Origin of the sequence: Adlercreutzia sp. DFI.6.23 (assembly GCF_024462535.1) — a bacterium.
Lineage (GTDB): Bacteria > Actinomycetota > Coriobacteriia > Coriobacteriales > Eggerthellaceae > Adlercreutzia > Adlercreutzia rubneri.
Window position 1 is genome coordinate 71,533 of sequence record NZ_JANGBP010000011.1, and the last position, 26,111, is coordinate 97,643.

The window sequence follows — 26,111 nt, forward strand, 5'->3', positions numbered from 1 at the left end:
GAACATGCTCGTCTTTTGGGCATTGGTCGTCGCCGCGCCGTTCGTCGTGTCCGCCATAGCCCTCTCGACGCTTCCGCCCGGGACGACCGAGGTGCCCATGCACGTCGCGTTCGACGGCAGCGTGGAGATGGGCGATCCTTCGGGGTTCTGGCTCGTCGCCGCGGGGCTCGCCCTCTGCAACGCCCTCTTCGCCGCGAGTTACTGCGCGAACGACTTCCTGTACGACCATGGGCTGGTCCACGGCGTCAGCCGGAAGGGCGCGCTCAAGGTGTACGTGGCTTTCGCGGCAGCGGTGGTTGTGCTGCAAGCCGCGCTTCTGGCCTTCATGCTGTCCGTCGGGTGAGCGAGTGTCGACAAGAGCGCCCTGAAGCGAATGCCGAGCGACCTGAACAGCTGCTCCTCCGCAGTGGGCGCCAGCTCGAAGGCGTCGACCAGGGGCCATGGCGATTGGAAGGTCTGCGCCCACGCGCAGGCGAGCTGGAGCGCGGCATAGATAATCGCGTACCTCAGAGCGAGGTCGACGGTCTTCATAGGGATTCCTCCTTGACCTCCAATCGGCGCAAGACCTCGTCGAACCCCGGATCTCCGCGAAGGGCGACCAAGCTCTCGTCCGAGACAATGCGGCTTGCGAACGTGGCGCGCAACGTCGCCGCCGCGTCGCCCCTGGCCGCGTCGATACCCTTGTCGCCCTCTTGCCACAGGAGCTCCTGAACGCAGTCGAAGAACGGCGGGTTCTGCGGGTTTGCGAGCGTGTCGCAGCATCCATCGAGGTCCCGGGAGAACTGCCGCAGCTCGTCAAGCGCGCGGGCCGCGTCCCCCGCCTCCGCAAGGCGGGTGGCGAGGGAAAGGCGGATGATGGGCACGAGCGCCGGCGAGAGCGACGCGAACCCCCGCGGCGCTTGTATGCCTTCGGCTAGAACCACGAGCTGTTCGAGATTTCCCATGTCCAGGCTCTGGATCCCGGTGAGGGCCTGGGCGCAGCTCGCGACTTCGAGCAGCGAGAAGAGCAGCTGCTGCTTGAGCGCCTTCTCCGCCGCCGCAAAGTTCCCGGTTCGCAGTCCGATCCCGGCGAGGGCGATCGCCGCCGTGCTGGGCTTGCCCGGGACCATGCCCTGGACGAGCTCGGCAGCCTGCGCGTCCTTCCCCTCGGAGGCGAGCAGCATGCAGAGCGCCTGCAGGGTGAAGTCGGCGGACGGGCCGTCCGGATCGAGCTGCAGCGTCCGGCGCAGAATCCTCTCGGCAAGCTCGGCCAGGCCGGAATCCGTCTCGACTCGATCGGCGCCGGCTGAGGCGCTCGGCTCGATCGCCTTCGCGTAGAGCGTCAGGGATACCGTTCGGAGGAGTTCCGCGTCGGACCAGTGCAGGGCGGACTGCTCCTCGGCGTAGCCGCACGCCTCGGCTGTGTTTTCCCCCAGAAGAGCGAGGAGCCGTGCGCGGACCTCTTCCCGCTTCCCCTCGCTGGCGATGGGCTCGTAGCCGAACAGCTGGTCAATGGTAATGGAGAACAGCGAGGCGATCTTGGGGAGGAGGGAGATGTCGGGCATGCTCTGCCCGCACTCCCATTTCGAGACGGCGGCCTTCGACACCCCGAGGCGCCGCGCCAGCTCCTCTTGCGTGAACCCGCTGCGGGAGCGCTCCCTCTGGATGCGCTCCGATAGAAGCACTTGATTCATCGGCTCTCCTTTCCTCGCCCCCAATTATCCTCGCGTCAACATGGCGCCACAAGCGAGAGGAATTTGACTTTCCGATGCGCCAAGTCAACCAACGGTTGACACGGCTTTGCTTCACCCACCTAGGAAGAAACAGGCCTACCGAGGTTTTGATGGATCTTTTTCGCAGCTATTAAGTTTGAGAGGTCTCGCTAGCAGCTGGCCGCTTTTGGGTTGTGACTCAAAAATAAAAGTGGCCGGGGGACACCCCCGGCCACTTGGTAGAAGCAAAAGACTCCGGTAGCTTTATATCACGAAAGCTACCGGGAGCTCAATTAATGGCGCTGACCTACTCCCACTCCACCGTCCCAACAGGTTTGGGGGTGAGGTCGTAGCAGACGCGGCAGATGCCCGGCACCTCGTGGGTGATGCGGTCGGTCATGCGCTTGAGCAGGGCCCAGTCCAGCTCGGGCACCTCGGAGGTCATGACGTCCACGGTGTTGATGGCGCGGATGATGGCCGGCCACTCGTAGGCGCGCACGCCGTCGCGCACGCCGGTGGCGCGCATGTCGGGCACCACGGCGAAGTACTGCCAGGCGCCCACGTTCGCCGCTTCCATCTCCTCGCGGACGATGGCGTCGGCCTCGCGCAGGGCCTCCAGGCGATCGCGGGTGATGGCGCCCAAGCAGCGCACGCCCAGGCCCGGGCCGGGGAAGGGCTGGCGCTCAACCATGTTCTCGGGCAGTCCCAGCTCGCGGCCGACGACGCGCACCTCGTCCTTGTACAGCAGCTTCACGGGTTCTACCAAGTCGAACTGCAAGTCCTCCGGCAGGCCGCCGACGTTGTGATGGGCCTTCACGCCGTCCTTCGACTCCAGAATGTCGGGGTAGATGGTGCCCTGGGCGAGGAAGTCCACCTCGTCGCCCACCTTGCGGGCCTCCTCCTCGAACACGCGGATGAACTCGCCACCGATGATCTTGCGCTTCGTCTCGGGCTCGTCCACGTCGGACAGGAGATCCAGGAAGCGGTCGGTGGCGTCCACGTACACCAAATTCGCGTTCATCTGGTTCTGGAACACGTCGATGACCTGCTCGGACTCGCCCTTGCGCATGAGCCCGTGGTTCACGTGCACGCACACGAGGTTCTTCCCGATGGCCTTGATGAGCAGCGCCGCCACCACCGAGGAATCCACGCCGCCGGACAGCGCCAGCAGCACCTTCTTGTCGCCCACCTGCTCGCGAATGGCGGCAACCTGTTCGTCGATGAACGCCTGTGCCAGCTCGGGGGTGGTGATGCGCTCCATGTCGTCGGGGCGAACGTTCTCGTCCATTGAGACCTCCTCGGTTTCAGTGCGGCTTTTCCGATGGCGAGATTATAGCGTACAGGGGCAGGGGACGACGGAGCCTGCCCTCCGGTTTGGCGGCGAACTGCGGTCAAGTGTGCAGGATTTTGCGATAGGGAGAGTGCTTCGGAATCGTTGTGTGCAAGATTTTGCGATAGGGAGAGTATGAACGCCCTTTTTGCGCCCGTTGAGTTCTCCCTATCGCAAAATCCTGCGCGAATTCCCTGCGTGCTCTGCCGAACGGGGCAGTACGCGGATGAACGGGGCGATGGGCCTGCGATGCCCGGGATGCTTTTCCGCAGCGCGAGACGTGACGGGGGCGTGACGGGGATGAAACGGGTGCGGGACGTTGGCACCACGGAAATCGCGGCGTCGGCATAATAGAAGCCGTCAATGGGAAATTGCGTGAGGAGAAGAGGCGCACGTGGAAGTTTTGGAACTGGCGCTCATTGTGCTGGCTTGTGTCATCGGCTCGGCGGTGCTGTGCCAAGTTGTGCCGCGGCTGTCGTTACCGCTCGTGCAGATCGCTGTCGGCGCGGTAGTGGCCCTGGCCGTTCCGGCTGTCCGCGACGTGAGCATCTCCTCCGAGCTGTTCCTCGTGCTGTTCATTGCCCCGCTGCTGTTCAACGAGGCCCGCGAGACGAACCCTCGCGACCTGTGGGAGAACAAGGGCTCCATTCTGTCGCTGGCCGTGGGGCTTGTGCTGCTCACGGTGCTTGTGGTGGGCTTCGTGCTGAACTGGTTCGTGCCCTCTATCCCGTTGGCTGCCGCCTTCGCCTGCGCCGCCGCCCTGGCCCCCACCGATGCCGCCGCTGTGGGCGCGCTTGCGTCGTCGGTCAGTCTGAAGAGGCGTCAGTCGACACTGCTCTCCGGCGAGTCGCTCATCAACGACGCATCCGGTGTGGTGGCCTTCCAGTTCGCCAGCGCCGCCGCCCTCACCGGCGCCTTCTCGGCCCTCGATGCCGCCGAGGAGTTCGGCCGCCTGTTTCTCGGCGGTATCGCTGCCGGCGTGGTCGTGGGCGTCGTGGGGCTGTACTCCATGCGGGCCCTGCGGCGCGGCGGCTACGAGAGCACCACCATCAACGTGCTCTACGAGGTATTCTCGCCGTTCTTCGTGTACCTGTTCGCCGAATGGCTCGGCACCTCTGGCATTCTGGCTGTGGTGGCCGCGGGCCTCATCATGGCCGATCGCTCCCAGCGCCTCACCTCCGCCTCCATCGCCCAGCGCCAGCTGGTGTCCCGCAGCTTCTGGCGCATCATCGTGTTCCTCATCAACTCGGTGGTGTTCGTTCTTCTGGGTATGCAGCTGCCCCAGGCCTTCACGCCGGCCATTGCCGACCACTTCTCGCTGCCGTTTCTTTTGGGGGTGGTGGCCCTGGTCACGGCACTTATCGTGGGGTGCCGCTTCGGGTGGGTGCTCGTCATGGAGGAGGTCTATCGCGTCGGCCGTCGTCGCAGCCGGCGCCGCACGCTGCGGAAGAAGGCGTCGAAGGTGGAAACGGTGGAGACGAACCAGCCTTCGCCCACGCCGCACCTGCGCCATCGCCGCCCCCATTGGCGCGAGCGCATCGGCAGCTTGCTGAAGAACGCGCTGGTGCTTACCGTGGGCGGTCCGAAGGGCGCCGTCACCCTTTCTATCATCTTTACGTTGCCGCTCACGATGCCCGACGGCGCGACGTCCTTTCCCGAGCGCGATCTTATCGTGTTCCTCACGGCGAGCGTCATCCTGTGCACGTTGCTCCTGGCCGACGGCCTGCTGCCGCTGCTCTCGCCGCGTGTGGCGGAAGCTTCCAACGAGCAGGAACTGTCCCGCGCTGCCATCCGCGTTTTGGAAGGCACCTTGCGCGAGTTGCAGGCCATGCTGGCCTCCGACGAAAACACTCAGTACGATCCGGCTTTGCGCCTGACCATCGCTCACTACCGGGTGCGCCTGGCCCGTGCGCGCGAGTCGGTGGACGATACGTGCAGCCAGCAGATCGGCGCTCTGGCGACCCAGGTGCGCGAGGTGCAGGAGAAAGCCGCCGATGCCATTCACGAGAAAGGTGGCTACGACAACGGCACGCGGGCTCCTTACTACGCCATGCTGCGCGAGGTGCGTCGCTCGCTGGGCTACGATGGTGCCGACGTGAAGGTGGGCTCGCGGTTTTCCACTCTGCGCGGCCGAGCGCGACTTCTGTGGCAGCGCACGAAGCCGCCGGCGGTGGAAAGCGACCAGGACGAGCGCGTCTACTACGACACCTGTCTGTTTGCCATCGAACTTGAGCATGCGGCCATCGATTATCTGCAGGATGTTGTCGACCAGCATGACGGCCGCCAGGGTGCCGCGCAGCTGCTTTTGGAGGAGCATCGCATGGTGCTGAACTCCCTGTGGAACCGCATCAACCACGGCCAGGACGTGAAACAGCAGGATCGCCCCGACATCACGCTGACCCACCACCAGGCCCTTCCCGACGGCATGCAGCCCCTGTTCGGCGGCCAGTTCGCCGAGGCCGCCCGCTACGCCGACGAGGTGGACGCCGACGCCCTTTCCATCGAGCTCGACCAAATCCGGCACTTGCAGGATCACGGGGAAATCTCCCTGCCCGTTGCCAACGAACTGCGCCAACGCGTCTACGTCCTGCAAATGAGCCTGGGGGAGTAGCGTGTCCGGAGGCTGGAAATGCACTCAATGAGTGCAGTACAGGGCAAGAATGCGCACTCAGTGAGTGCAGCAATTTCGCGGATTTCGGAAATCCTTAGGTAAATGCCACTTCGACCCCGTAATGGTCGATGCGCTCGAGGGCCCTCTGCCATTACGGGTCTGAAGTGGCAGAAAAATGCCAGTTGAGGGCAGCTATGGCAGAGGGGGAAAATCCGAGGCTTGCCATTTCGGGGTCGAAGTGGCATCCCCCTCTCGCTTCCGCGAAAAAGCAAGGTAGGAGTCTCGCCTCGTCGCTATCCTTCATCCAATGCGCGCACGGATTTGGGGAGGTACAGCACGAGGCCGAGGGCCAGGCAGGCGAGGCCGTCTACGATGAAGAAGGGAGCGACGCCCATGGCCTCGGCGGCCACGCCGCCGATCGCGATGCCGATCGGAGTGGCGAGCCCCATGGCGGCGGTGAGCAGGCCCATGGCGCGGCCCATCTTATCGTCGGGCACGTTGCGCTGGGTGAGCGTCATGGTGGGGCCGTTGAACCAGGCGCAGGCTACGGCCATGACGGCGACGAGAACGATGAAGGCTGGGAAGGCGTCGGGCGGCAAAAACCCGCAGGCTGCCGTGGCCGCGCCCACGATGACGGCCGCCACGGCGATGAGCCCCGCCAGGCGCTTGCCGCCGCCCCAGGCGATGAGGACGCCCGAACCCACGAGCATGCCCACCCCGAAGGCCGCCTCGGCCAGAGACGCCGCATAGCCGTCGCCGCCGAAATGCTGATAGGTCATGAGCGGGAACACCGCCGACAGCGGCCCGAAGATCATCATGCCGACGGTGACGCCGCCGATCAACAGCACGAGCCCGCGCGTCTTCGCAATGGCGCGCCAGCCATCGCGCAGGTTCGCCAGTACGTGCTGACCTTCGGCCGTCGCATCCACCACCGTGGGAATCTTCGCCAGGGCCAGGCCGAGGATGGCCACGCAGGCTCCGGCGAAATCGAGGAACATCACCGAGGAGAAGCCGAGGGTGGTGTACAAGAAGATGCCGAAGGCCGGCGCTCCGATGGAGGCCACCGAGCCCAAAAGCTGATCCAAGGTGTTGATGCGCAACAGATGCTTGTCGGGCACGAGCATGGGCATGGCCGCCATCATGGCCGGACTGTGGAAGGCCTGGCCCACGGCGCGCGCGATGCACACGGCGAGCAGCAAGGGGATGGACACGTCGCCGGCCAAAATGAACACGCCCGCCACCAGCGAGATAACGCCCACAGCGCCGTCGGCCGCAATCATGATGAGCTTGCGGTTGTGCTTGTCGGCCACGATGCCGCCGAAGGGCGAGATGAGCCCCACGGGCAGCATGACGGCGATGTTCATGGCCGCCAGCATAAGCGCGCTGCCGGTGCTCTCGGTGACATACCACACCACCGCATAGCCGGCAGCGTAGCTCGTTATCATAGAGGCGGCCTGCCCGGCCCAAATGAACGCGATGATGGCGAGCCAATTCTTCGGCAGCGGCAGCCCGGCGGCACTCAAAGACGTGGCGTCGTGCAGTTCCGCCATCGAAACACCCAACCTAGGTCGATTCCAATGTCGCCCAGTGTAAGAGAGCATTTTATGCTTGTCAATCCGACTACGATGCGCGAAGGATCCGAGCGATGGAGTTCTCGCTCGCTATACTGGGCTCAGTGCAAAGCGGGGAAGGAGCGCGGCATGGTGGAACTGACGAAAGAGAATTTCGATGCGCAGGTGACCAATGCGGAAGGGATGGTGCTCGTTGATTTCTGGAGTCCGGGCTGCGGTCCGTGCCGAGCCATGGAGTCGGTGCTGGAAGCAGCGGCCGCGCGGCATCCTGAGGTGCGCTTTGCGAAGTTGAACGCGGCGGACTATCCCGACATAGCCTGGGCCTTCAAGGTGGTGAGCGTGCCCACCCTCGTGCTCTTTCGCGGCGGCGTGCCCGTGGACGACATCGTCGGCGCGGTGCCCGCCCAGCGCATCGAGGAGCTATTGGTTGAGAGCGGGCGCGAAGGGAGAGGAGCCTGATGGGCAAAAAGGCAGAGGCGCTCCACAAATCGCTAACCGGGCAAGGGCTGGCGAGCCGCGCGACGGGCTCCTCGCTCGTGCACAAGGTGGCGAGCCGCCAGGTGAAGACCCGGGAAGCGCCCGTTCGAGGGCCTGAATACGAGGCGTCCCAGCAAAAGGGGCAGGCCTGTCGACAAAAGCTGCCTCGCAGCGATCTGGGAAAATGGGAGGTACGTCCAGGCCGCAGCGAGGCGGTCGACCTCATCTTCCAGCAGGATGCCGATCGCCTGTCCTTCCTGGTGCCTGAGCGGCACCGCCGCATGGCGGCCTCGCCGTTCGCCTTCTTTCGCGGCGCGGCCCTTCCCATGGCCGCTGATTTGTCCACGCTGCCCACCACGGGGCTTTTGGTGCAGGCGTGTGGCGACGCGCACATCGCGAACTTCGGCGGCTACCGCTCCCCGGAATCGCACCTCGTGTTCGACTTGAACGATTTCGACGAAACCGCCCGCGGCCATTGGGAATGGGACGTGGAGCGCTTGGTGGCCAGCGTCGCCATTTGCGGGCGCACGCGCGGCTTCGGTGACAAATGGTGCCGCGAGGCCGTGCGTCTGGCGGCCCAGAGCTACCGGGAGTCCCTGGCGTTCTTCGCCACGCAGGGATCCTTCGATGTGTGGCGGGCCTACCTCGATGTGGCCGAGGTACTTCAGGGACTTGCCGACAAGGTGTCCAAGGCCGATCGGCGCCAGGTGGCCGACGATTTGGAGCGGGCATTCTCCAAGACCAACGAGCGAGCCTTCGAGAAACTGGTGCACATGGAAGACGGCGAGCCGCAGATGGTCTACGACCCGCCGGACATCGTGCCCCTCAGCCATTTTCTCTCCCTGGACAACCAGCGGCGCGTCCGACGCAGCCTGGTGCGTATGCTCGATGACTATCGCGCGACGGTGAGGCCGCCCTACCAGGAGCTGCTGAAGAACTACCGGTTCATCGGTGCGGCGCAGAAGGTGGTGGGTGTGGGCAGCGTGGGCACCCGCTGCTGGGTAGCGGCGTTCTCGGGCAATCAGATGGCCGACCCGCTGGTGCTCCAGATAAAGGAGGCGAACGCATCGGTGCTCGAGCGGTTCTGCGGCCGAAGCCCCTGCCTTTCCCATGGCGAGCGCGTCGTGGCGGGGCAGCGCCTCATGCAGACAACCAGCGGAGTGCTGCTCGGTTGGACCCATGCCCGGGACGAGCATGGCCGCCGGCGCGACTACTACGTGCGTCAGTTGTGGAATTGGAAGATGTCAGTCGACTTGGACCATGTCAGCGCCGATGAGCTGGAGATTTACGGCCAGTTGTGCGCCTGGACGCTCGCCCGCGCCCACGCCCGCACGGGCGAGCGTGTGGCCATGGCCTCCTACCTGGGAACGTCGGACAAGTTCGATGCGTCCATGGTGTCGTTCGCGCAGAGCTACGCCGATCAGAACGAAGCCGACTACGAGCAGTTCCTGAAGCGCATAACAGTAAGCTGAGCTCCTGTTTCAAAGCGATAAAGCATATTCCGTGGTGGATGGCCGTTTTGCTTCGGCCGTTCAGTCTGGAAAATTGTTGACAAAACTGCATATCTTCCATCCGATTTTGCAGGAGCGGCGAAAGGGCAGAGTGCTATCATAGGAACTTACCTCACGAGGATGGCAGCGTGTCTCGTTGCCGCTTCGGGCCTATGAGAGGTTGAGGAAAAGGAAGGTTTCATGGTGTCTTTGAGCCGCCTCTTTCACAAGACGGACGAACGTGAAAAACCCGCGACCGCTGCGACGGCTCCGGCGGAGCCGGCCTGCGCGCCGACGGCCAAGGCGACGGTGGCTCCCGTAGAGCTTCCGCAAGAATTTCTCGACAAGTTCCCTGGCGGCATGCTCCGTTACAAGGCCGAGGAGGCCGGCGCGATCGACCGGGTGAGCTCGGGGCTCGTGCGCCTGTTCGGGTGCTCGGATGCCGAGCAGTTCCGCGCGCTTACGGGCAATACGTTCAAGGGCATCGTGCATCCCGACGATTGGGAATGGGTCAGCGCGTCCATCAGCGAGCAGATGGAGCGCAGCGACAGCGACTACGTGCGCTACCGCATCATCCGCGCCGATGGCGAGGTGCGCTGGGTGGACGACTGGGGGCATTTGGTGGAAGACGCCTCCGGCACCCGCTGGTTCTACGCAACGATCATGGACGCCACCGAGCGCGTGCGCGAGAAGGAAGAGCTGCGTCGGGCGAACGAGCGGCTGGAAATTCTCACGGCGCTCTCCAACGACGTGCTCTTCGATATCGAGTGCGGCACGGGCAAAGCCCACGTGTACGGCGATTTCGAGGGTCGCTTCGGTCGCGCGCCCCAGCAAGAGGATTTCGTGGTGAACCGCCGCTGCCAAAAGCCGTGCGAGCTGGCTATTACTTCCCACGACCTGACGCCGCTCATGACACAGATCGGCGAGAACTCACTCGTCGATTTTGAAACCTCGGCGCCCGGTGCCGACGGGGAGCCGGTGTGGTACCGCTACCAATCGGTGGTCCTCTACGACGAGGAAGGCGGTCCGGTGCGCCATGTCGGCCGGCTGCTGGACACGAGCGAGGCGGCCATGCGCGAGAGCCAGTTCCGACGCAAGGCCGAGCGCGACAGCCTCACGGGGCTCTACAACCGCGCCGCCGCCCTCGACCGTATCGAGACCGCGCTGCGTACCGAGAACCGCCCTTGCACGCTCATCGTCGTCGACGTGGACGACTTTAAGGCCGTGAACGACACTTACGGGCATCCCGAGGGCGATTACGTCCTGAAAAAGCTGGCGATCTTCTTGTCCCAGGTCATGCGCAAGGAGGACATCGTGGCCCGCATTGGGGGCGACGAGTTCCTCATTTTTGCCCCGGGCTTGGCGACCGGTCCTGCCGCCGAGCGCGTGCTCGAGCATTTGGCTCGCGGGCCCTTCGCCGGCCAGCGGGCCACCGACGAGGTCGTCGACCCGACCTATCACGCGGCGCCCACCATCAGCGTGGGGCGGCCTGCTGCTTGACGCCGCCGATGCCCTTCGAGGTGCTCTACGCGGCGGCCGACAGCACGCTGTACCAGGTGAAAGAAGCGGGGAAGGCCCAGTACCAGTTAACGGTCATCGGCTAGCAAGCTTCTACCCTGCTTTCTGCAGCAGGGGGCCGTCGCAGCGGACGATGCGGCGCGTGCCTGCGGTGGCCAAAAGGCGCTCCAGCTCCTCCACCGAGCGCGGGAAGTGGCAGCGGTCGAGGTCGCACTGGTCGAAAAACCGGCGTTCGACCATCGACTGCAGGAACAAGCGAAGCGGGTCGTAGAACCCGTCGATGTTCAGCAGGAAGCACTCGTGGGGGCCCATATCGAGGCGCACGCGGGTAAAGATTTCCGAGATCTCCTCCAAGGTGCCCACGCCGCCCGGCAGCGCTACGAATGCATCGCCCAGCTCGATCATCTTCGATTTGCGCTCGCCCATGGTCTCCACGACGATGAGCTCGGTCAGGTCGTGCTGGGCCACGCCGGCCTCAATGAAGAACTCCGGCTCTACGCCGATGACCGGCGCGCCGCCCTCGATGGCAGCACGGGAGACGGCGCCCATGAGTCCGACGGAGCTGCCGCCGTAAACGAGGGTGTGGCCGGCGCGGGCGATCCAGGCGCCCAAGTCGTGGGCGGCCTCTTCGAAATGCGGGTTGTCGCCGAAGTTCGACCCGCAGTACACGGTGATGTTCATGGTTCTCTCCTCTGCGGTGGGTTTGATCTGTTCGGAGAAAGTCCTCAGCATAGCACCACTATCGTTCGGGAGCAAATGAGTCGAGGGGAAGGCGCTCCTTACGAGCCGCTATCGCTTCACTTACCTTGTTGTCACCTTTGCTGCACTGCTTGCGCGCGTCCGTTATGCTGGCTTTGCAAGAGGAGAAGCGCGGAGGCGAGCGAGGAAACCGGCATGAACGCAGTCAAGCATTTTTTGGGAAGCTATAGCGATAACTTCGCTGCGGCATTGGTGCTGTGGCCGGTGCTTTCGTTCATGTTCACGCTGCCGATTCTGGCCTACCTCTATCATCGTGACGGGCGGCTGCGCTTCGGCACGTTTGTGGGAGCCTACCTCACGGTGCTCTACGTCTGCGGCCTCGGCTGCTTCACGCTGTACCCGTTGCCCCAAGGAGACGCGGGTCTCGGCATCACCTACGGCGTCGCCCCCAACTTCAACCCGATGAACTTCATGAACGATATCGCGAAGGACGGCCTGAAAGCGGTGTTCCAGCTGGCCTTCAACGTAGTGTTCTTCATGCCGCTGGGCTTTATCGCCGGGCGGCTTTTGCGCCTGCGCTTCCTTCCGTCGGTGCTGCTGGGCCTGGCGGCATCCCTGCTCATCGAGGTGTCCCAGCTCACGGGCCTGTTCGGCATCTACCCCTACGCCTACCGCTGCTGCGATGTGGACGACGTGATCACCAACACCCTGGGTGCTGCCCTCGGCTGGGTGTGCGCATGGCTGCTCGGCCGCGTAGTACCTCCAGGGCAGTTGGCCGATGCAGAGCCGACGGAGCATCCCGGCTTCGTGCGTCGCTGCGTGGCCCTGTGGATCGACCTCGTCATCGTGTGGCTGGTGGCGGTCGTGCCCTACGGTGCCGTGGCCGTGGGCTTTGAAGTGGCCGGCCAAGCCCCTCCGACGTTCCCTGATATGACGGCGAACCAGATGGCCGCCCTCGTCATCAACGGCTTGGCGATCGTCACGCTCGTCGTGGTGGAAGTGGTCATCCCCTGGTTCCACGATGGATCCACCCCGGGCGGCTCGTTCGTGCGCATGACCTTCGAGACCCATCCCCGCACGACGGGCTACCGGGTGGTGTTCTACGCGGCGCGCTCGGCCACCCTGGTGCTCGCCTACCTTTGGGTGCCGTGGATGGTGATCATCTTGCTTGTCTTTTACCTGGTGAAACGGGAAATGCCCTACGACCTCATTCCGTAGGGGAGCGTCTTACGCCGTGTGTCAGCCTTCTTGTGGCGGCTAGGCAGCTAGGCGCTTCGCCAGAAATCCTGGATGAGGGCCTGGCGGTTCTCGCATTCCGTTTTCTGCAGAAGGCGGTGCACGTATACCTTCACGGTGCTCGGCGCGATAGTGAGCGTCGAGGCGATGTTCTGGTTGTCCTTCCCCTGCAGAATGAGGCGCAGGACCTCGCTCTTCACGGCCGACTTCTGGGGCAACGTGTACGACAACGCCGTGGCCGCGGGGCAGTACGGACCCGACGCGGCGCCTCTCGGGGGCGTCGGCACCCAGATCTTCAACTGCATGATCATCATGATGTGGTGCTTCGTCGGCATCGAGGGCGCCTCGGTCGTGTCCTCCCGCGCCGCCCGCAAGACCGACGTGGGCAAGGCCACGCTCATCGGCTTCATCTGCCTGATGCTCATCTACGTGGGCGCTTCCGTGCTGCCCTACGGCTACATGTCCTCCACCGAGGTGGCCGCGCTCGATTACCCCGCGCTCGTCTACGTGTTCTCCTCCATGGCTCCCGGCTGGGGCGGCCCGTTCATCTCCATCGCCATCATTATCTCCATCCTGGGCTCCTGGCTGTCGTTCACCATTCTGCCCGCCGAGACGACCTCCGAGATGGCCGACTACAAGCTGCTGCCGGCCTCGTGGGGCAAGCTGAACAGCCATAACGCTCCTTCCATGAGTCTGCTCATCGTGGGCGCGTGCACCCAGGCCTTCCTGATCGTGCTTCTGTTCTCGGCCGACGCCTACGACTTCGCGTTCTCCATGTGCACCGTGGCTATCGTCATCACCTGGGCCTTCGCAGCCGCCTACCAGGCCAAGTGGGGCGTGCAGAACAAGAACATGGTGCAGGCCGCCATCGGTTTCGTGGCCGTGGCCTTCCAGGTGATCGGCGTGCTGTTCAACGGCTGGTCCTTCCTGCTGCTGACCTGCGTGGGTTACATCCCCGGCTTCTTCATCTACGTGAAGGCGCGCAAGGACTACGGCAACGCCATCACCATGGGCGAGAAGGTGTGCATGGGCGTCGTGTCCGCCCTCGGCGTGCTGTCCCTCGTGCTGCTCGCCATGGGCGTCATCTCGATCTAGTCGATAAAAGGAGCAAGTTCCATGGACATCAAGACTATCGGTGTTGAAGACTGGCTGAACGTGTGGGAGAAGAGCGCGACTTACGACATCGCTCAGTCCACGATTGCCTCTATGACGATGGGGGAGATCCTGCAGCTGGACGGTCAGGCGGGTGCCACCTTCTACGATCGCCTGAACCAGGAGAAGATGAATTACGGCTGGATCGAGGGTTCGCCGGAGTTCAAGGCCGAGGTGGCCAAGCTCTACCGCACCCAGATCGATCCGGACTGCATCCTGCAGACCAACGGCACCACGGGCGCGAACCTGATGGCGCTCATGCAGCTGGTGGAGCCGGGCGACCACGTGATTGCGGAGTACCCCACCTACCAGCCGCTTTACGAGATTCCCCGCACACTGGGCGCCGAGGTGGAGTACTGGCACCTGCGCGAGGAGAACGGCTGGAACCCCTCTATCGACGAGCTGAAGGAACTGGTGCGCCCCGACACGAAGCTCATCTGCATCAACAACGCTTCGAACCCGCTCGGCGCGGTGCTCGATCGCGAGACGCTGGAGCAGATCGTGGAAATCGCCCAGTCGGTGGGCGCCTACGTGCTCTCCGACGAGGTGTACCTGCCGCTGGAGAACACGGAGAACTTCTGGTCCATGGCCGACCTGTACGACAAGGCCGTGGTCACCAACTCCATCTCGAAGACGCACTCGGTGCCCGGCGCGCGTATTGGCTGGACGGTGTCGAACCGCGAGCTGGCCGACAAGTTCCGCGTGTACCGTGACTACACGATGATCTGCTGTGGCGAGTTCAACGACGCGCTGGCCACCTACATTCTGCAGAATCGCGAGGCCGTGCTCGAGCGCAACCGCGAGATTGTGTTCCGCAATATGGCCATCGCTCAGGAGTGGATCGACAACGAGCCGCGCGTCACCTGGCAGGCGCCCAAGGGCGTGTCGGTGGCCTATATCAAGTGGGACATCCCGATGGACGACGAGGAGTTCTGCATCAAGCTGCTGAAGGAAGAGGGCGTGCTGCTCGTGCCCGGCAACCGCTTCGAGCTCCCCGGCGGCGCGCGTCTGGGCTACTGCGCGCCCGAACCGGTGCTGCGCGAGGGCCTCGCGCGTCTCGGCCGAGCCCTGCGCCAGTTCGACTAACCGCTTTTGCGTTCATCGCGGCTGGTCGGATCGATGCGGCCAGCGTGCGACACCCGCCATTTCACTTCCTCCGAAACGTCTGCCTTAACCTTCGTTTCCGGAGCTGACGATTGGGGCCGCCCCTCCTATCTCGGGGCGGCCCTTTGTGCAAAATAGGGTACTTCTCGTAGTCTTTCGAGCGAAAAGCCGGGAATTATGCAGATACCACCTGGGGAAACGCTTGGGAAGAGACGGGAAGGCCCGCGAGAAATTACGAGAAGTGCCCGGTTTTGCTCATTTCAGCGAAAGAGGCAGCTCTTAACATGAGAGCGCCGGGCGGTTTGCGGGGCGCTTGGCCCCTTCGCGGGCGCGAAACCCAGTGGCAACGGAAGCCGTGCCATAATGGGCGGCGACCGATTCCCGCGATGATTCGAGGTTTCCGTGAGCGATCCCAAGACCGTGCCCACCATGGGCGCCCCCGACGCGTCCGATGCCGTCTACGATGCCCGTACATTGGGTGCGCCGAAGATGACCGTCTTCGGCATCCAGCACATGTTCGCCATGTTCGGCGCCACCATCTTGGTGCCGACGCTTACCGGGCTCTCGGTTTCGGCCACGTTGCTGTTCGCGGGCTTGGGCACGCTGCTGTTCCATTTCCTTGCGAAGGGGAAAGTGCCGGCGTTCCTTGGATCGTCGTTTGCGTTCATTGCGGGGTACGCGGCCATCGCGCCCAACGGGGAAGCGCATCTGCTACCCTACGCTTGTCTGGGCGTGGCTTGCGCGGGGCTTCTGTACTTGGTGGTGTCGGCGCTGTTCAAGGCGTTCGGTCCGCAGCGCATCATGCGGTTCTTTCCGCCGGTGGTCACGGGCCCCATCGTCATCTGCATCGGGCTTATTCTGGCAAGCTCGGCCATTGCCAACTGCGAGACGAACTGGCCTATCGCGCTCGTGGCTATCATCATTATCGTCATTAGCAACATCTGGGGCCGCGGCATGATCCGCATCATTCCCATCCTTCTCGGTGTTGTGGGCTCCTATCTGGCCGCGGCCATCGGGGGCATCGTCGATTTTACGCCGGTGGTCGAGGCGCCTTGGATCGGTTTGCCGGTGCTGTGGGACAACACGGTGTTCGCACTGTTCGGCCCCAGCTTCGACGCGGGGCTTGCCATCACGGCCATCATCACCATCATGCCCTTGGCCTTCGCCACCATCATCGAGCACATCGGCGACATGTCGGCCATCAGCTCTACCTGCAATCGCAATTTCATCGCCGAGCCGGGGCTGCACCGCACGCTGCTCGGCGACGGCCTGGCCACCATCGTGGCGTCGCTGTTCGGCGCGCCGGCCAACACCACCTACGGCGAGAACACCGGCGTGCTCGCCCTCACCCGTGTCTTCGACCCGCGCGTGGTGCGCATCGCCGCTGGGTTCGCCATCTTGCTGTCGTTCTGCCCGAAGTTCGCGGCGGTCATCTCCTGCATGCCGGCGTGCGTGATCGGCGGCGTGTCGCTGGTGCTGTACGGCATGATCTCGGCGGTGGGCATCCGCAACCTCGTGGAGAACCACGTGGACTTCATGCTGAGCCGCAACGTGCTGATCACGGCGCTCATCTTGGTGCTCTCGCTCGGCATCGCCTACAGCGCGGCCGGGGCCGTCACCTTCGAAGTGGGCGGCGTGACGGTGGCGCTCTCGGGTTTGGCCGTGGGTTCGGTGGTGGGCATCGTGCTGAACATCATCCTGCCGGGCAAGGCCGACTTCGACGCCTGGGACGGAGGCCTCGCCGCCGAGGCCGAAGCCGACGACGTGCCCCTGCCCCTGGAAGCGGAAGTGACCAACCTGCCCATTCGGGAGCAGAGGAGAGGATAGGGAAGATCAGGGCGGTCAATCGGCTGCCCGGTCGATCTGCTGTCCGCTCAATCGGCTGCCCGGTCGATCTGCATCCTACTTTCGGGCGAAAAATTCGAGTTGTTAGAGCTTTGCTTCACGTATTTCTGCGGAGGTTGGGGCTTCGAAGAGGTTTTCCCTGCATAGGCGTAGCGCCATGGCTGCGATTTGCGATTTTTGCGACGCTCTTTTCTGCTGCAAAGTCTAACAACTCAAAATTCTGAGCTAAAAATGTCGCTGATATTGCCTGGGAGTGTCCGAAAATCGCTTTCGCTTTTTCTTATTCGTGCGCGGGGAGCCACTTCTGAAGGACGACGGCCTCGTTCTCTTTTTCGTCGCGGGCGGCGTATATCAGGGTGACACGCGGGTATTTGGCCATTTCGGGGCTGGACAGCTTCTTCGCGAACTTTAGCGCCTCGGGGTTCGCGTCCAGCTCCGCCACATACTTTTCTTGGAAAGTGGCCCAATGGGATGGGTCGTGGCCGAAGGCCTTCCGCAATTCGGTTGAGGGCGCAAGGAACTTCGCCCATTCATCGTAGTGCACCCGGGCCTTGGTGAGGCCGCGGGGCCACAGCCGGTCGACGAGCACCCGGTACCCGTCGCTTTCTTCGTAAGGTTCGTACACGCGCTTGATGGCTATCTTCATGAGAACGCCTCCTTGGGGCATGGTAGATAATGAGCAGGACACAGTAAGCTCACCTGCGATTATCGTGCGCCATGCCCATCGTCGGCACCTGGCGCGTCTCCTGTAAGCAAAGCGCCCCTGCCTCGTTACGAAGCAGGGGCGCTTCCCGAGGGTTGATTCGACTTTGCCTGTAGTGCGCGCGAGTCGCAGGGTGCCAATCTGGCAAGTTTTCGGCGTTGTTCGACGTATTTCGCACCCCGGAGGTTCAAGTAGCTGCGAGGTCTTCCTCCAGGTATGTTTCCGACCTGGGAAAACGTAGTGCAGGCCATAATGCGTATCCCTTGCTGCGTCCCCTGATGTCGAAAACCGCCGAAAACTTGCCAGATTTGCCGATTGTTTTTGCGCGGATGCCCTGCGAACGTCTCCTGAGGCATCCGAATGAGGGTGTCTGACGCTGCGGATGTCGATTCGTGGCTGAAGGTGGCGCGAGGTGAGTGGCGGCTCGCGGTACAATGGCGTCGTTCAATGGGAAAAGGAGGAACGCCATGACCGTGCTGTTCGTGAATGCCTGCCTGCGCGGAGACGAGTCGCGCACGCTTACGCTGTGCCGCGAGTATCTGGAAGGTATCGAGGACGTGAAGGAAGTGAACCTGTCCGAGATGCGCCTCGAGCCCTACTACGGCGACTCGGCGGCCTATCGCGCCCAGTTGGAGGCCAAGGGCCTGTTCGACGACCCCATGTTCGACATTGGCAAGGACTTCGCCGAGGCGGATGAGATCGTCATCGGCGCTCCCTACTGGGATCTGTCGTTCCCGGCAGCGCTGAAGATATACATCGAGCACGCGGCCGTTATGGGCATGACCTTCCACTACACGGAGGAGGGACGCTGCGAGGGGTTGTGCCGCGCCAAGCACCTCACCTACATCACCACGGGCGGCGGTCAGGTGAGCGCCATGAACTACGGCTACGAGTACCTCTGCGGCATCGCCAGCATGTTCGGCATTCCCGAGACGCGCTTCGCCGCCGCCGAAAACTTGGACGTGGTGGGCGCCGATATCGAGGCGAACCTGAATGAGGCTCGCAAGGTGCTCAGCCGTCTGAAGGCGACGCGGTAGGGAAGAGACGCTATCGCGCGATGCGAGTGAGCAGATCCACCTTGCTGCGGACAGCGTCGACGATAGTGGCCACGCGTCGCTCGGGAATATTGGGATTCTGGGAGAGGATCGCGCCCACTTCCTCGGGGTAGCCGTCCAGCATGACCGGGTCGAACCAGTCGAAATAGCCGTCGAACAGGCGCAGCTGGTCGACCGGCTTCATGCCGTTCATTTTGAAGGGCTTGGCCATATACAGGAAATCGCCGGGCACTTCCAGGAACTCCGCGTCGGACCACAAGCACGATCCGGAGTCGAACACCGGCGCGATGCCCGTCACCTCAAGCGTCTCCACGTTGCGGATGATGCCGAAGTTGCGGTAGTGACGGTCGCGGTTGGCCAGCACGAAGTCGCCGGCGAACATCTTGGCCAGCGAGGTCATGGTGGCGTCGGCGTCAAGCCCCAGATCCTCCAGGTGCTTCACGTAGAAGCGCAGATCGGACAAGTTGTTCGGCTGTTTCACGTTGCGGATGACGTCCCAGGCGGCCACCAGTTCCTCGTCGGGCCCCAGCAGGTTCGGGCAGGCAGAGTACACCCGGCGTCCGTCCTCGAACAGCGTATAGGGAGTGAACTCGCCGGGTTCCATCAACCGACGGTGCAACGCCGTAGCGGCCACCTCGTTGTAGGGCTCCTGATTCACGAAGCCCACTCCTGACTTCAGCAGCACGCGCTCGCCGTTTACGATCTTCCACTTCTTCAGAAGGTCGCCTCCCAAGGTGCTGTTGGGGGAGGACAGGCTTACCGTGCGGTAGTCCGGCGCATCGGGGGAAGACCCCGCTAAGTCCTGGCCCAAGGTGAGAAATCCCAGGTCATCAGAGAAGTCGTTGTCGAAGAAGTTGACGGCGTCCCACGAGGCGGGATCGTCCTCGTCGTTCAGCCAGTAGCGGTCGGAAAGCGACAGCCCGAAGCTCTTCTCGGCGAGCACCAGCGTGCTTTCCAGCTGCAGGTTCTCCAGAAGACGTTTGACATGCGCACGGGAAGCAGGGATGGCGCGGTGGCGCCACCAGTAGTTCAACTCGGCCTTGGAAATGTCGCCCCGGCGATCGACGAACCCGAACGGCGCCGCCTCGGGGGCGAACACCTCGCGGATGCGCACGGCCTTGTGGTCACCCAGGTCGTAGTCGAACGACAACACGGGCGTGTTTTTGTTCATGAGCACGTAATGGGCAAGGGTCACGAGGTTCACCGCCTTTCGGAGCATGGGGCGCCGCGACTTGGGACGCGGGACGTTGGGGCTGAGGGTTCGGCGTTGAGCCCATTATACGGGAAACCGTCGACCTATGCCGACCTACGCCGCTGCGGGTTCGATGGGGCGCGACCGTCCCACGCCGCTACGGATCCAATGGGGCACGCCGTCCTACGCAGCCGCAGGCTCAATAGACCGGTAGCAGCGGCGGCGCACGATGAAATAGGAGACGAGCATGGCCACGATCATGAACGACCAGGTGACCGGATAAATCACCATAAGGGTGTCCCAGGTGCCCGAAAGCGGGAACACCCAGGTCACCAGCGCCACGCGCAGCACGCAGGAACCGAGGATGGTGATGACCGCCGGCAGGGTGGACCAGCCCATGCCCCGCATGGCGCCGGCGGGCACTTCGTAGAAGGTGGTCAGGCAGTCAGGCAGCTCCACGAACCACAGTCGCACGAGACCGAAGCTGAGGGCGGCCGCGTCTGTGGTGAACAGCCCTAGCGCCCGGGTGCCCAACGCCGTGAACGTCACGCCCAAAATAAGCGACGAGGTGAACCCGAACAGTACGCACCAGCGGAAGATGGCCCGGCAGCGGTCGGCGTTCTTCGCGGCGAAGTTCTGGCCGGTAAAGGTGACGGCGGTCTGACCGAAGGCGTTCACAAAGAAGTAGGTGTAGTACTCGAAGTTCAACGTGGCCGCCGAGCCCGCGATGGCCGCCGAGCCGAAGCCGTTAATGGTCGCCTGAACGACGGTGTTGGAAAGCGAGAACACGGCGCCCTGAATGCCGGCGGGAATGCCGATGCGCAGGATGCCGGCCAGCTCGGGGCCGCAGATGCGCAGCTCGCGCAGGTGCAGGCGGAAGGGGCCTTCCTCGCGCATAAGGAACGCCACCACGATGACGGCGCTCAGGGCAGCGGCGATGACGGTGGCGATGCCGATGCCGGCGGTGCCCCAGCCGAACAGGCGCACGAAGGCGAGGTCGAGGACGAAGTTCACCACGACGGCGGCAGCGAGGGCGTACAGCGGCCGTTTCGCATCGCCGTGGGCCCGCAGTAGCGCCGACCCGAAGTTGTAGATGGTGAGAAACGGGATGGCGCAGAAGTAAAGCCGCACATAGGTGAGCGCGTCGGCGAGGGAGTCTTCGGGCATGCCGATGGCATCTAGCACCCAGGGGGCCAGGGCGAGCCCCGCCCCGCCCAGGACCACCCCGGCGATGAGTGAGAGCGCCATGGCCGTGTGGACGCTCTTCTTGATGCTGTGGAACTCGCCGGCACCCACATGCATGGCCACCACCACGTTGGCGCCGATGGAGAGCCCCACGAACAGGTTCACGAACATAGCCGTCACCGGGTTCACGCCGCCGATGCCCGCGAGCGAGAAGCTGCTGACGAACTGTCCGGCAATGGAGGCATCCGCCGAGTTCAGCAACTGCTGGAGGATGCTGCTCAGCGCCAGGGGAATGGCGAACCGCAGAATCTTGCCCGGCAAGGGGCCGTTGAGCATATCGATGCCGTTGTCGCGCTTATCGCGTCGATTTCGCTTAGGGCGGGTGGCCGGGCTGTTTGACTTGTCGAGCTCGTCGCGCCCATCGGGCCGACGCGCGTCCCTCTCATCCGATATGTCTCGCTGCAAAGATTCCATAACGAGCGAATCATAACGCGGCCGCCACGGCCGCGCCCCACGATTATGCCATCGGCGTGCGAGACGGCTGCAATGGGATTGTGACCGTTGAGCTGCTCGTTGCGAGGAGGATGCGGTTTGGTGTTACAGAGAAATATCGAAGGGCTTTCTCCCGCTAGTTTCTCTCGTAGCGGACGGAGCGGCCTTCGCCGACCTTAGTTACGAGTCCTTTCTCAACCAATGCATTCAGAGTTCTGATAGCCTTGCTTTTCGATAGCTGCGTCTTTTCGCTTATCTGGGATCGTGTGAGAGCAGAGCCCTTGGCGAGCACGGCAAGTATGGCTTCCTCGTCGAGTGTTACGTTCTCAAGCACTGTCACGGGAAGCATCACCGTAATCGAGCTATCGCGCAGAGCGAAAGAGGGCGATACTGTTTCATGGGCGTATTCGTCCAGGATGCGCGGGATGCCCGTACCGAACCGTTCTATATGTCCCAGTCGAAAGAAAACGTTCGCAAGGATTGGGTTGCGAGCCACTGAAGGGCCTCCTGCGAGGTAGAGCTCCTCTGTGATTCCGGCAGGCAGTCCTCCTGGCGAGGTTATTTCAATGCGATCGGCAAACATGCCCACTTTTATGTTGGCGCGAACGTCCCAGCAACGGTGGACAAGCGCATTGGCGATAGCCTCCCGAAAAGCCTCCCGCGGTACGAGCGTCTTCGCTATGCGCTCGAATCCGACGATTTCTTCGTAGGCGTAGTAGGTGTCGAACACTTCTAGCGTGCGTTGCATCTGCTCAAGAACCGACATGTGCTCGAACGTGTGCCGGGCGTTGATGATGTTGATGCTCTCGCCGAAGCGCGCAATATCAATGCCAGGGAAATGATTGCTATCGGCGAGAAGGGCGGCCGCGTTGCAGTATTCGCCGGAAGGTGTCATAAGCTCAAGCGAAATAAGGGAATTTTGATCGAGGGGTTTGAGCCCCAGTTTGGAGGCGAGCTCCTTCTCGAGATGGCCAAATGCGAGGTCCTGCTCTTTTGCGACGAGGGCGTCGAAGCTGACATGCTCACCCGTCAAGACGAGCCTGCCGTACTCAAGGCGGCTCACTTCGACGGTTGAGGTGTCGGCTCTACGATAGGCGCGTCCAGAGAAAAGATAGGGTTTGTCGGGGCCTTCATGCACCGTTAGTGTGACTGTTCTTGTGTCCTCTTCGATGGACAGCTCGAAACGAGGCACTGGATCGATCGAGTCGTTAATCGCATGTTCGACGCGAAGGCAGGTGTCTTGCGGATCGGTCAATCCGACGGGCGTGCCGTCGTCTGCGATGCCGAAAATGATCTTCCCCGTGCCGTAGTTGGCATAGGCGCTGACGGTCTTCAGGTAGCTTTTCGACAGCTGCTGCTTAAACTCGAGAGTGGTTGTTTCGCGCATAGTGTCCGCCTTTTCGTCGCATCGTTGCAGACATTATGCAACGAAAACAATTTTCGTTTCAAGTGATTGCAACGAAAACAGGCAATTTGTGCCTATCGTCGCAGGGCGCGGGGCGTTTCGATGTCGTGATAAAAGGCGCCAGTCTTCCTCCTATAATCCGAAATGTCGTAAGAAACTGGGAGTTTATTGCGACATTTTCAAAAGAGTTACGCGCCACCTGCCTGAGTAACTTATCAGTTTTATGTCTAGCGCATTCAGTTAGCGCTTAGCTCGCAAGTCCGTTTTCCTTTCTGCAAGCCTCCATGCACTCGAGAACGATGGCTGCACCTTCACGAACCCAATCGCTGGCGTCAGCTGAATACGTGAGAGAGGTGGGCATGCCGAAGGGCTTTCCGTCGAGCTCTTCGAAGAGCACCACGTCGGCGCGGTCGGCGAACCAGTGGCGGTTTTCGGACAGCCCGCAAATATGCAGCCCATCGCCGTAGGTGGCGAAGGCCAGACCGCTCATGCCGTTGATAGGCTGCAGGCTGAAGTGCAGATCCAGATTGTCACCCAGCATGCGCTCGTAAAGATAGCGGATGCGGTCGTAATTGTGGGCATCGTTGATGATGATGGACGCGCCACTAAGGTCGTTGCGCGAAAGAGCGGGCCTGCTTGCCAAAGGGTTCGACGCCATCATGCTGATACTCATGCGGAAGGCCAAGCATGTTCTCGTTACCAGGTCGAGGGCGCTCGCTTCCTTTACGAGCGAGGCGAAAGGCGTGTAGTCGTAATCGAGCACGATGTCGGCCGTGCCATTGACGATGGGCTGGAAGATGGGATCCCGGTAATCGTGCTCGACGAAAGCAAAGGGCACGGATAGGCGCTCTTTGAGCTTGGCTGCGAACGAGGGCGTTGGATATTGAACAGCGATGCGAAGAGTGGCGTCGGGATCGCCCATCTCTCGGCACCGTGCCAGCGTCTCGTCGAGTCCGTCCAGCAGCGTTCGGGCGCCGTCGAGGAAAACGGCCCCTTTGTCGGTGAGTCGGTTGCCCGCTTTCCGATCGATGAGCGAAAAGCCCACGTCGCTTTCGAGCGCAGCAATATGGGTGCTTAGCGTTGATTGGGCGATGAACAACTCTTTGGCGGCTTCGGTGAAGCTTAAGTGGCGAGAGAAGACGACGAACTCTCGCAAGTACTCGGTTCTCATAGCGGACCTCCTCCCTTGCTTTTTGCATTATCGCATGTTGCGCAAAGCAGGAGCACGACGTCCGAGACGACGATATCGGATTTCACGAACAGCCATCATGAAACGTGATAGAGAATCGCGCATTTGCATTTAGCTATCGGCCTGGCGCCAGCGCACTATGGGGTCGTGCCGAAGGGCGACTAATGTAAGGAAAGGGGAAACATGAATTTGAACGAAGGTCTCAATCGCCGTAGCTTTCTGAAGGGCGCGGCCCTCATGGGTGGTGCCGCCGCTTTTGCCGGCATGGTTGGCTGCGCGCCCCAAACGTCCGCTTCTCAGGAACTGAGCTCCGCGAGCGATTCGGCGTGGGACAAAGAAGTGGACGTTGTGATCGCCGGCGCCGGCGGCGGTGGCCTGGCTGCGGCCGTTGAGGCCTCTGCGGCGGGCAAGGAAGTTGTCGTGTGCGAAGTGATGAGCAGCGCCACCATGTCCAATTCAGCCCTGTGCGCCGGTATGATTCAGGGTGCTTGCACGAAGCTGCAGAAAGAGGCCGGCATCGATGATTCGGTCGAGGAGTTCGACAAGTATCTGACGGCCGTGGCCGAGGGCTTCGAGAACCCCGAGCTGCGCCGCCTGTATGCCGAGAAATCCGGCGAGACTATCGACTGGTTGGCCGAGCAGGGTGCGGCCCTTTCCACCGATCGCCTGTCGACCCAGGGAACCATGGTCGACTACTACACTGACGTGACGCCGGCTGTGGCGCGTATGCATCAGAACGCCGACGGCATCGGCGCCGGCTTCACCGAGCCGCTGCGCAAGAAGGCCGAGGAGCAGGGTGCGGAATTCATGTTCGATACCCAGGTCACGCGTTTGCTGACCAACGCTGACGGCGAGGTGGAGGGCGTTATCGTCGCAGATGGCGGCAAGGAGCAGCGCATCAAGGCGCGTCTGGGCGTCATCCTGAACACGGGCGGTTTCTCCCGCAACGCCGACATGGTGCGTAGCTTCATGTCGCCGGCCATGCCGGGCATGTTTAACGACCGCCCCGTCATGGGCTCCTATGGCTCGCCGTGGCAGCAGGGCGACGGCATTATGATGGCCTGCGCGCTCGGTGCCAAGCTGGTGAATCCTTGGTGCGCCTACAATGTGGCCCCTGGTCTGGAGCGCAAGGTTGAGGATAATTCCGCAGGCTACATTTCCATGCCGGGTATATTTGTTTCTACTGACGGCCAGCGCCACGTTCTGGAGAGCGGTCGTCCCACCGAGAACGTGGTGGGCGATGTTTGGAAGCAGCCGAACGGTTATGTGTGGAACATCTGGGATCAGGGTCTCGCGGACGCGACGGCTGATTTCGGCGGCCCTGTCGTGTACTGCAGCGATGGATTCGAGGAAGAGCTTTCCGGCGGCTATATCGTCAAGGCCGACACTGTGGAAGAGTTAGCGGCGGCTCTTGATTTGGATGCGGACACGCTTAAGAAGACTATCGACGACTTCAATGAAGGTGCGGCCGCCGGTGCCGATGCCTTGGGTCGCCAGGGCGCAATGCCCCTGATGCAGCCGCCTTTCTTCGCAGGTCGCGTCATCGCCGTTTCGCCCGATACAGCTGGCGGTGTTGACGTGAACACTAACACCCAGGTGCTCAACGTGTTCGGCGAGGTTATCCCGCGCTTGTACGCGGTGGGCAACATGGTCGGTGGCTTCAAGGGCAAGGTGAACGCCGGCTGCGGCCAGGCGCTCGGCTGGACCTACACCTCCGGTCGCATCGCCGGCCAGCACGTAGTCACGCTGGAACCGCTTGCATAACTACTTCGATGCCGCCCACCAAGTTCCCCCTCCCGCTTGGTGGCGCGGCGCAATGCGAATGGGGCTGGAGATGGCATTCGCTAGCCCCATCATATCGATAGTACGAATTGACCAAGTTCGAACAAGAGTTTTTAGGGAGCAGGAGCATGGGAAGCTTGGGACAAAGGTTCCAGCAAATAACTACGAAAGGGGTTAACAAAATGGATCGTCGCAATTTCTTGGCAGGGGCTGCAGTTGCCGCAGGAGCAGCAGCATTGACTGGAATGACGGGCTGTTATTGGAGTCAGGTTAAATCAGCCACACCCAAGTCGGAGATAAATCGCCAATCCCGGCCAATTTAATTTCGCCAATACGCCAGTGATTCTAGTTGCGATTTACCTTTGCCTTCTGCTGCCTTATGCG

22 protein-coding genes are annotated in these 26,111 nt (G+C 62.5%); 12 read left to right on the forward strand and 10 right to left on the reverse strand.

What is annotated here, in order from left to right; translation table 11 throughout:
- Positions 1-4 precede the first annotated feature (4 nt).
- The gene (locus NE591_RS10560) at positions 5-343 is read left to right on the forward strand and encodes a hypothetical protein (protein WP_256156681.1); all 339 of its coding nucleotides are present in this window, start codon (positions 5-7) and stop codon (positions 341-343) included.
- 184 nt (positions 344-527) lie between these two features.
- Here NE591_RS10560 and NE591_RS10565 read toward each other — a convergent pair whose 3' ends face one another.
- Complete coding sequence (locus NE591_RS10565; protein ID WP_256156682.1) at positions 528-1,673, reverse strand: helix-turn-helix transcriptional regulator; 1,146 nt, start codon at positions 1,671-1,673, stop codon at positions 528-530.
- A gap of 325 nt (positions 1,674-1,998) precedes the next feature.
- Entirely contained in the window at positions 1,999-2,979 is a 981-nt protein-coding gene (gene guaA / locus NE591_RS10570) for a glutamine-hydrolyzing GMP synthase (protein WP_256156683.1), read from the reverse strand.
- Positions 2,980-3,415: 436 nt separating this feature from the next.
- Here guaA and NE591_RS10575 point away from each other — a divergent pair, with 436 nt between their 5' ends.
- Positions 3,416-5,632: a sodium:proton antiporter gene (locus tag NE591_RS10575; protein ID WP_256156684.1), complete on the forward strand. Its 2,217-nt coding sequence runs from the start codon at positions 3,416-3,418 to the stop codon at positions 5,630-5,632.
- A gap of 293 nt (positions 5,633-5,925) precedes the next feature.
- Here NE591_RS10575 and NE591_RS10580 read toward each other — a convergent pair whose 3' ends face one another.
- Positions 5,926-7,182, reverse strand: a complete 1,257-nt coding sequence (locus NE591_RS10580; protein ID WP_157012457.1) for an MFS transporter — start codon at positions 7,180-7,182, stop codon at positions 5,926-5,928.
- A gap of 150 nt (positions 7,183-7,332) precedes the next feature.
- Between NE591_RS10580 and NE591_RS10585 the strand changes: the two genes are divergently transcribed.
- From NE591_RS10585 to NE591_RS10595, 3 genes are all read left to right on the forward strand, one after another.
- The gene (locus tag NE591_RS10585; protein ID WP_161128117.1) at positions 7,333-7,662 is read left to right on the forward strand and encodes a co-chaperone YbbN; all 330 of its coding nucleotides are present in this window, start codon (positions 7,333-7,335) and stop codon (positions 7,660-7,662) included.
- Complete coding sequence (locus NE591_RS10590) at positions 7,662-9,152, forward strand: DUF2252 domain-containing protein (RefSeq protein WP_157012459.1); 1,491 nt, start codon at positions 7,662-7,664, stop codon at positions 9,150-9,152. The genes NE591_RS10585 and NE591_RS10590 overlap by 1 nt, the downstream gene beginning before the upstream one ends.
- A 219-nt stretch (positions 9,153-9,371) precedes the next feature.
- Positions 9,372-10,670: a GGDEF domain-containing protein gene (locus NE591_RS10595; protein ID WP_157012460.1), complete on the forward strand. Its 1,299-nt coding sequence runs from the start codon at positions 9,372-9,374 to the stop codon at positions 10,668-10,670.
- A 111-nt stretch (positions 10,671-10,781) separates the two neighbouring features.
- Here the strand turns inward: NE591_RS10595 and NE591_RS10600 are convergent, their stop codons facing one another.
- On the reverse strand, positions 10,782-11,369 hold the full coding sequence (locus NE591_RS10600) for a TIGR00730 family Rossman fold protein (RefSeq protein ID WP_157012461.1): 588 nt from the start codon (positions 11,367-11,369) through the stop codon (positions 10,782-10,784).
- 213 nt (positions 11,370-11,582) lie between these two features.
- On the opposite strand from NE591_RS10600, the gene NE591_RS10605 reads away from it, so the two are divergent.
- Complete coding sequence (locus NE591_RS10605; RefSeq protein WP_157012462.1) at positions 11,583-12,605, forward strand: VanZ family protein; 1,023 nt, start codon at positions 11,583-11,585, stop codon at positions 12,603-12,605.
- 47 nt (positions 12,606-12,652) lie between these two features.
- Here NE591_RS10605 and NE591_RS10610 read toward each other — a convergent pair whose 3' ends face one another.
- Complete coding sequence (locus NE591_RS10610; protein ID WP_330037496.1) at positions 12,653-12,823, reverse strand: response regulator transcription factor; 171 nt, start codon at positions 12,821-12,823, stop codon at positions 12,653-12,655.
- Between the two features lie 19 nt (positions 12,824-12,842).
- Here NE591_RS10610 and NE591_RS10615 point away from each other — a divergent pair, with 19 nt between their 5' ends.
- The 3 genes from NE591_RS10615 (at position 12,843) to NE591_RS10625 (ending at position 16,706) form a co-directional block, all read left to right on the forward strand.
- Entirely contained in the window at positions 12,843-13,718 is an 876-nt protein-coding gene (locus NE591_RS10615; RefSeq protein WP_256156685.1) for an amino acid permease, read from the forward strand.
- 21 nt (positions 13,719-13,739) lie between these two features.
- Entirely contained in the window at positions 13,740-14,861 is a 1,122-nt protein-coding gene (locus NE591_RS10620; protein WP_256156686.1) for an aminotransferase, read from the forward strand.
- Between the two features lie 447 nt (positions 14,862-15,308).
- A complete protein-coding gene (locus NE591_RS10625; RefSeq protein ID WP_232325637.1) occupies positions 15,309-16,706 on the forward strand; it encodes a uracil-xanthine permease family protein in 1,398 nt (465 codons plus the stop codon).
- Positions 16,707-17,004: 298 nt separating this feature from the next.
- Here the strand turns inward: NE591_RS10625 and NE591_RS10630 are convergent, their stop codons facing one another.
- Positions 17,005-17,370 carry a DUF488 domain-containing protein gene (locus tag NE591_RS10630; RefSeq protein ID WP_114548547.1) on the reverse strand — a complete coding sequence of 122 codons (366 nt, stop codon included), beginning with the start codon at positions 17,368-17,370 and terminating at the stop codon, positions 17,005-17,007.
- 524 nt (positions 17,371-17,894) lie between these two features.
- On the opposite strand from NE591_RS10630, the gene NE591_RS10635 reads away from it, so the two are divergent.
- On the forward strand, positions 17,895-18,464 hold the full coding sequence (locus tag NE591_RS10635; protein ID WP_114548548.1) for an NAD(P)H-dependent oxidoreductase: 570 nt from the start codon (positions 17,895-17,897) through the stop codon (positions 18,462-18,464).
- Between the two features lie 10 nt (positions 18,465-18,474).
- Here the strand turns inward: NE591_RS10635 and NE591_RS10640 are convergent, their stop codons facing one another.
- The 4 genes from NE591_RS10640 to NE591_RS10655 form a co-directional block, all read right to left on the reverse strand.
- Positions 18,475-19,677: an excisionase gene (locus NE591_RS10640; protein WP_157012466.1), complete on the reverse strand. Its 1,203-nt coding sequence runs from the start codon at positions 19,675-19,677 to the stop codon at positions 18,475-18,477.
- A gap of 180 nt (positions 19,678-19,857) precedes the next feature.
- A complete protein-coding gene (locus tag NE591_RS10645) occupies positions 19,858-21,324 on the reverse strand; it encodes an MATE family efflux transporter (RefSeq protein WP_227069438.1) in 1,467 nt (488 codons plus the stop codon).
- Positions 21,325-21,487: 163 nt separating this feature from the next.
- Positions 21,488-22,738: an ATP-binding protein gene (locus tag NE591_RS10650; protein ID WP_157012467.1), complete on the reverse strand. Its 1,251-nt coding sequence runs from the start codon at positions 22,736-22,738 to the stop codon at positions 21,488-21,490.
- Between the two features lie 265 nt (positions 22,739-23,003).
- Entirely contained in the window at positions 23,004-23,927 is a 924-nt protein-coding gene (locus NE591_RS10655) for a LysR family transcriptional regulator (RefSeq protein WP_161128430.1), read from the reverse strand.
- A 201-nt stretch (positions 23,928-24,128) separates the two neighbouring features.
- Here NE591_RS10655 and NE591_RS10660 point away from each other — a divergent pair, with 201 nt between their 5' ends.
- Entirely contained in the window at positions 24,129-25,709 is a 1,581-nt protein-coding gene (locus NE591_RS10660) for an FAD-dependent oxidoreductase (RefSeq protein WP_256156687.1), read from the forward strand.
- Positions 25,710-25,909: 200 nt separating this feature from the next.
- On the forward strand, positions 25,910-26,050 hold the full coding sequence (locus NE591_RS16305) for a twin-arginine translocation signal domain-containing protein (RefSeq protein ID WP_371130586.1): 141 nt from the start codon (positions 25,910-25,912) through the stop codon (positions 26,048-26,050).
- Positions 26,051-26,111: the final 61 nt, after the last annotated feature.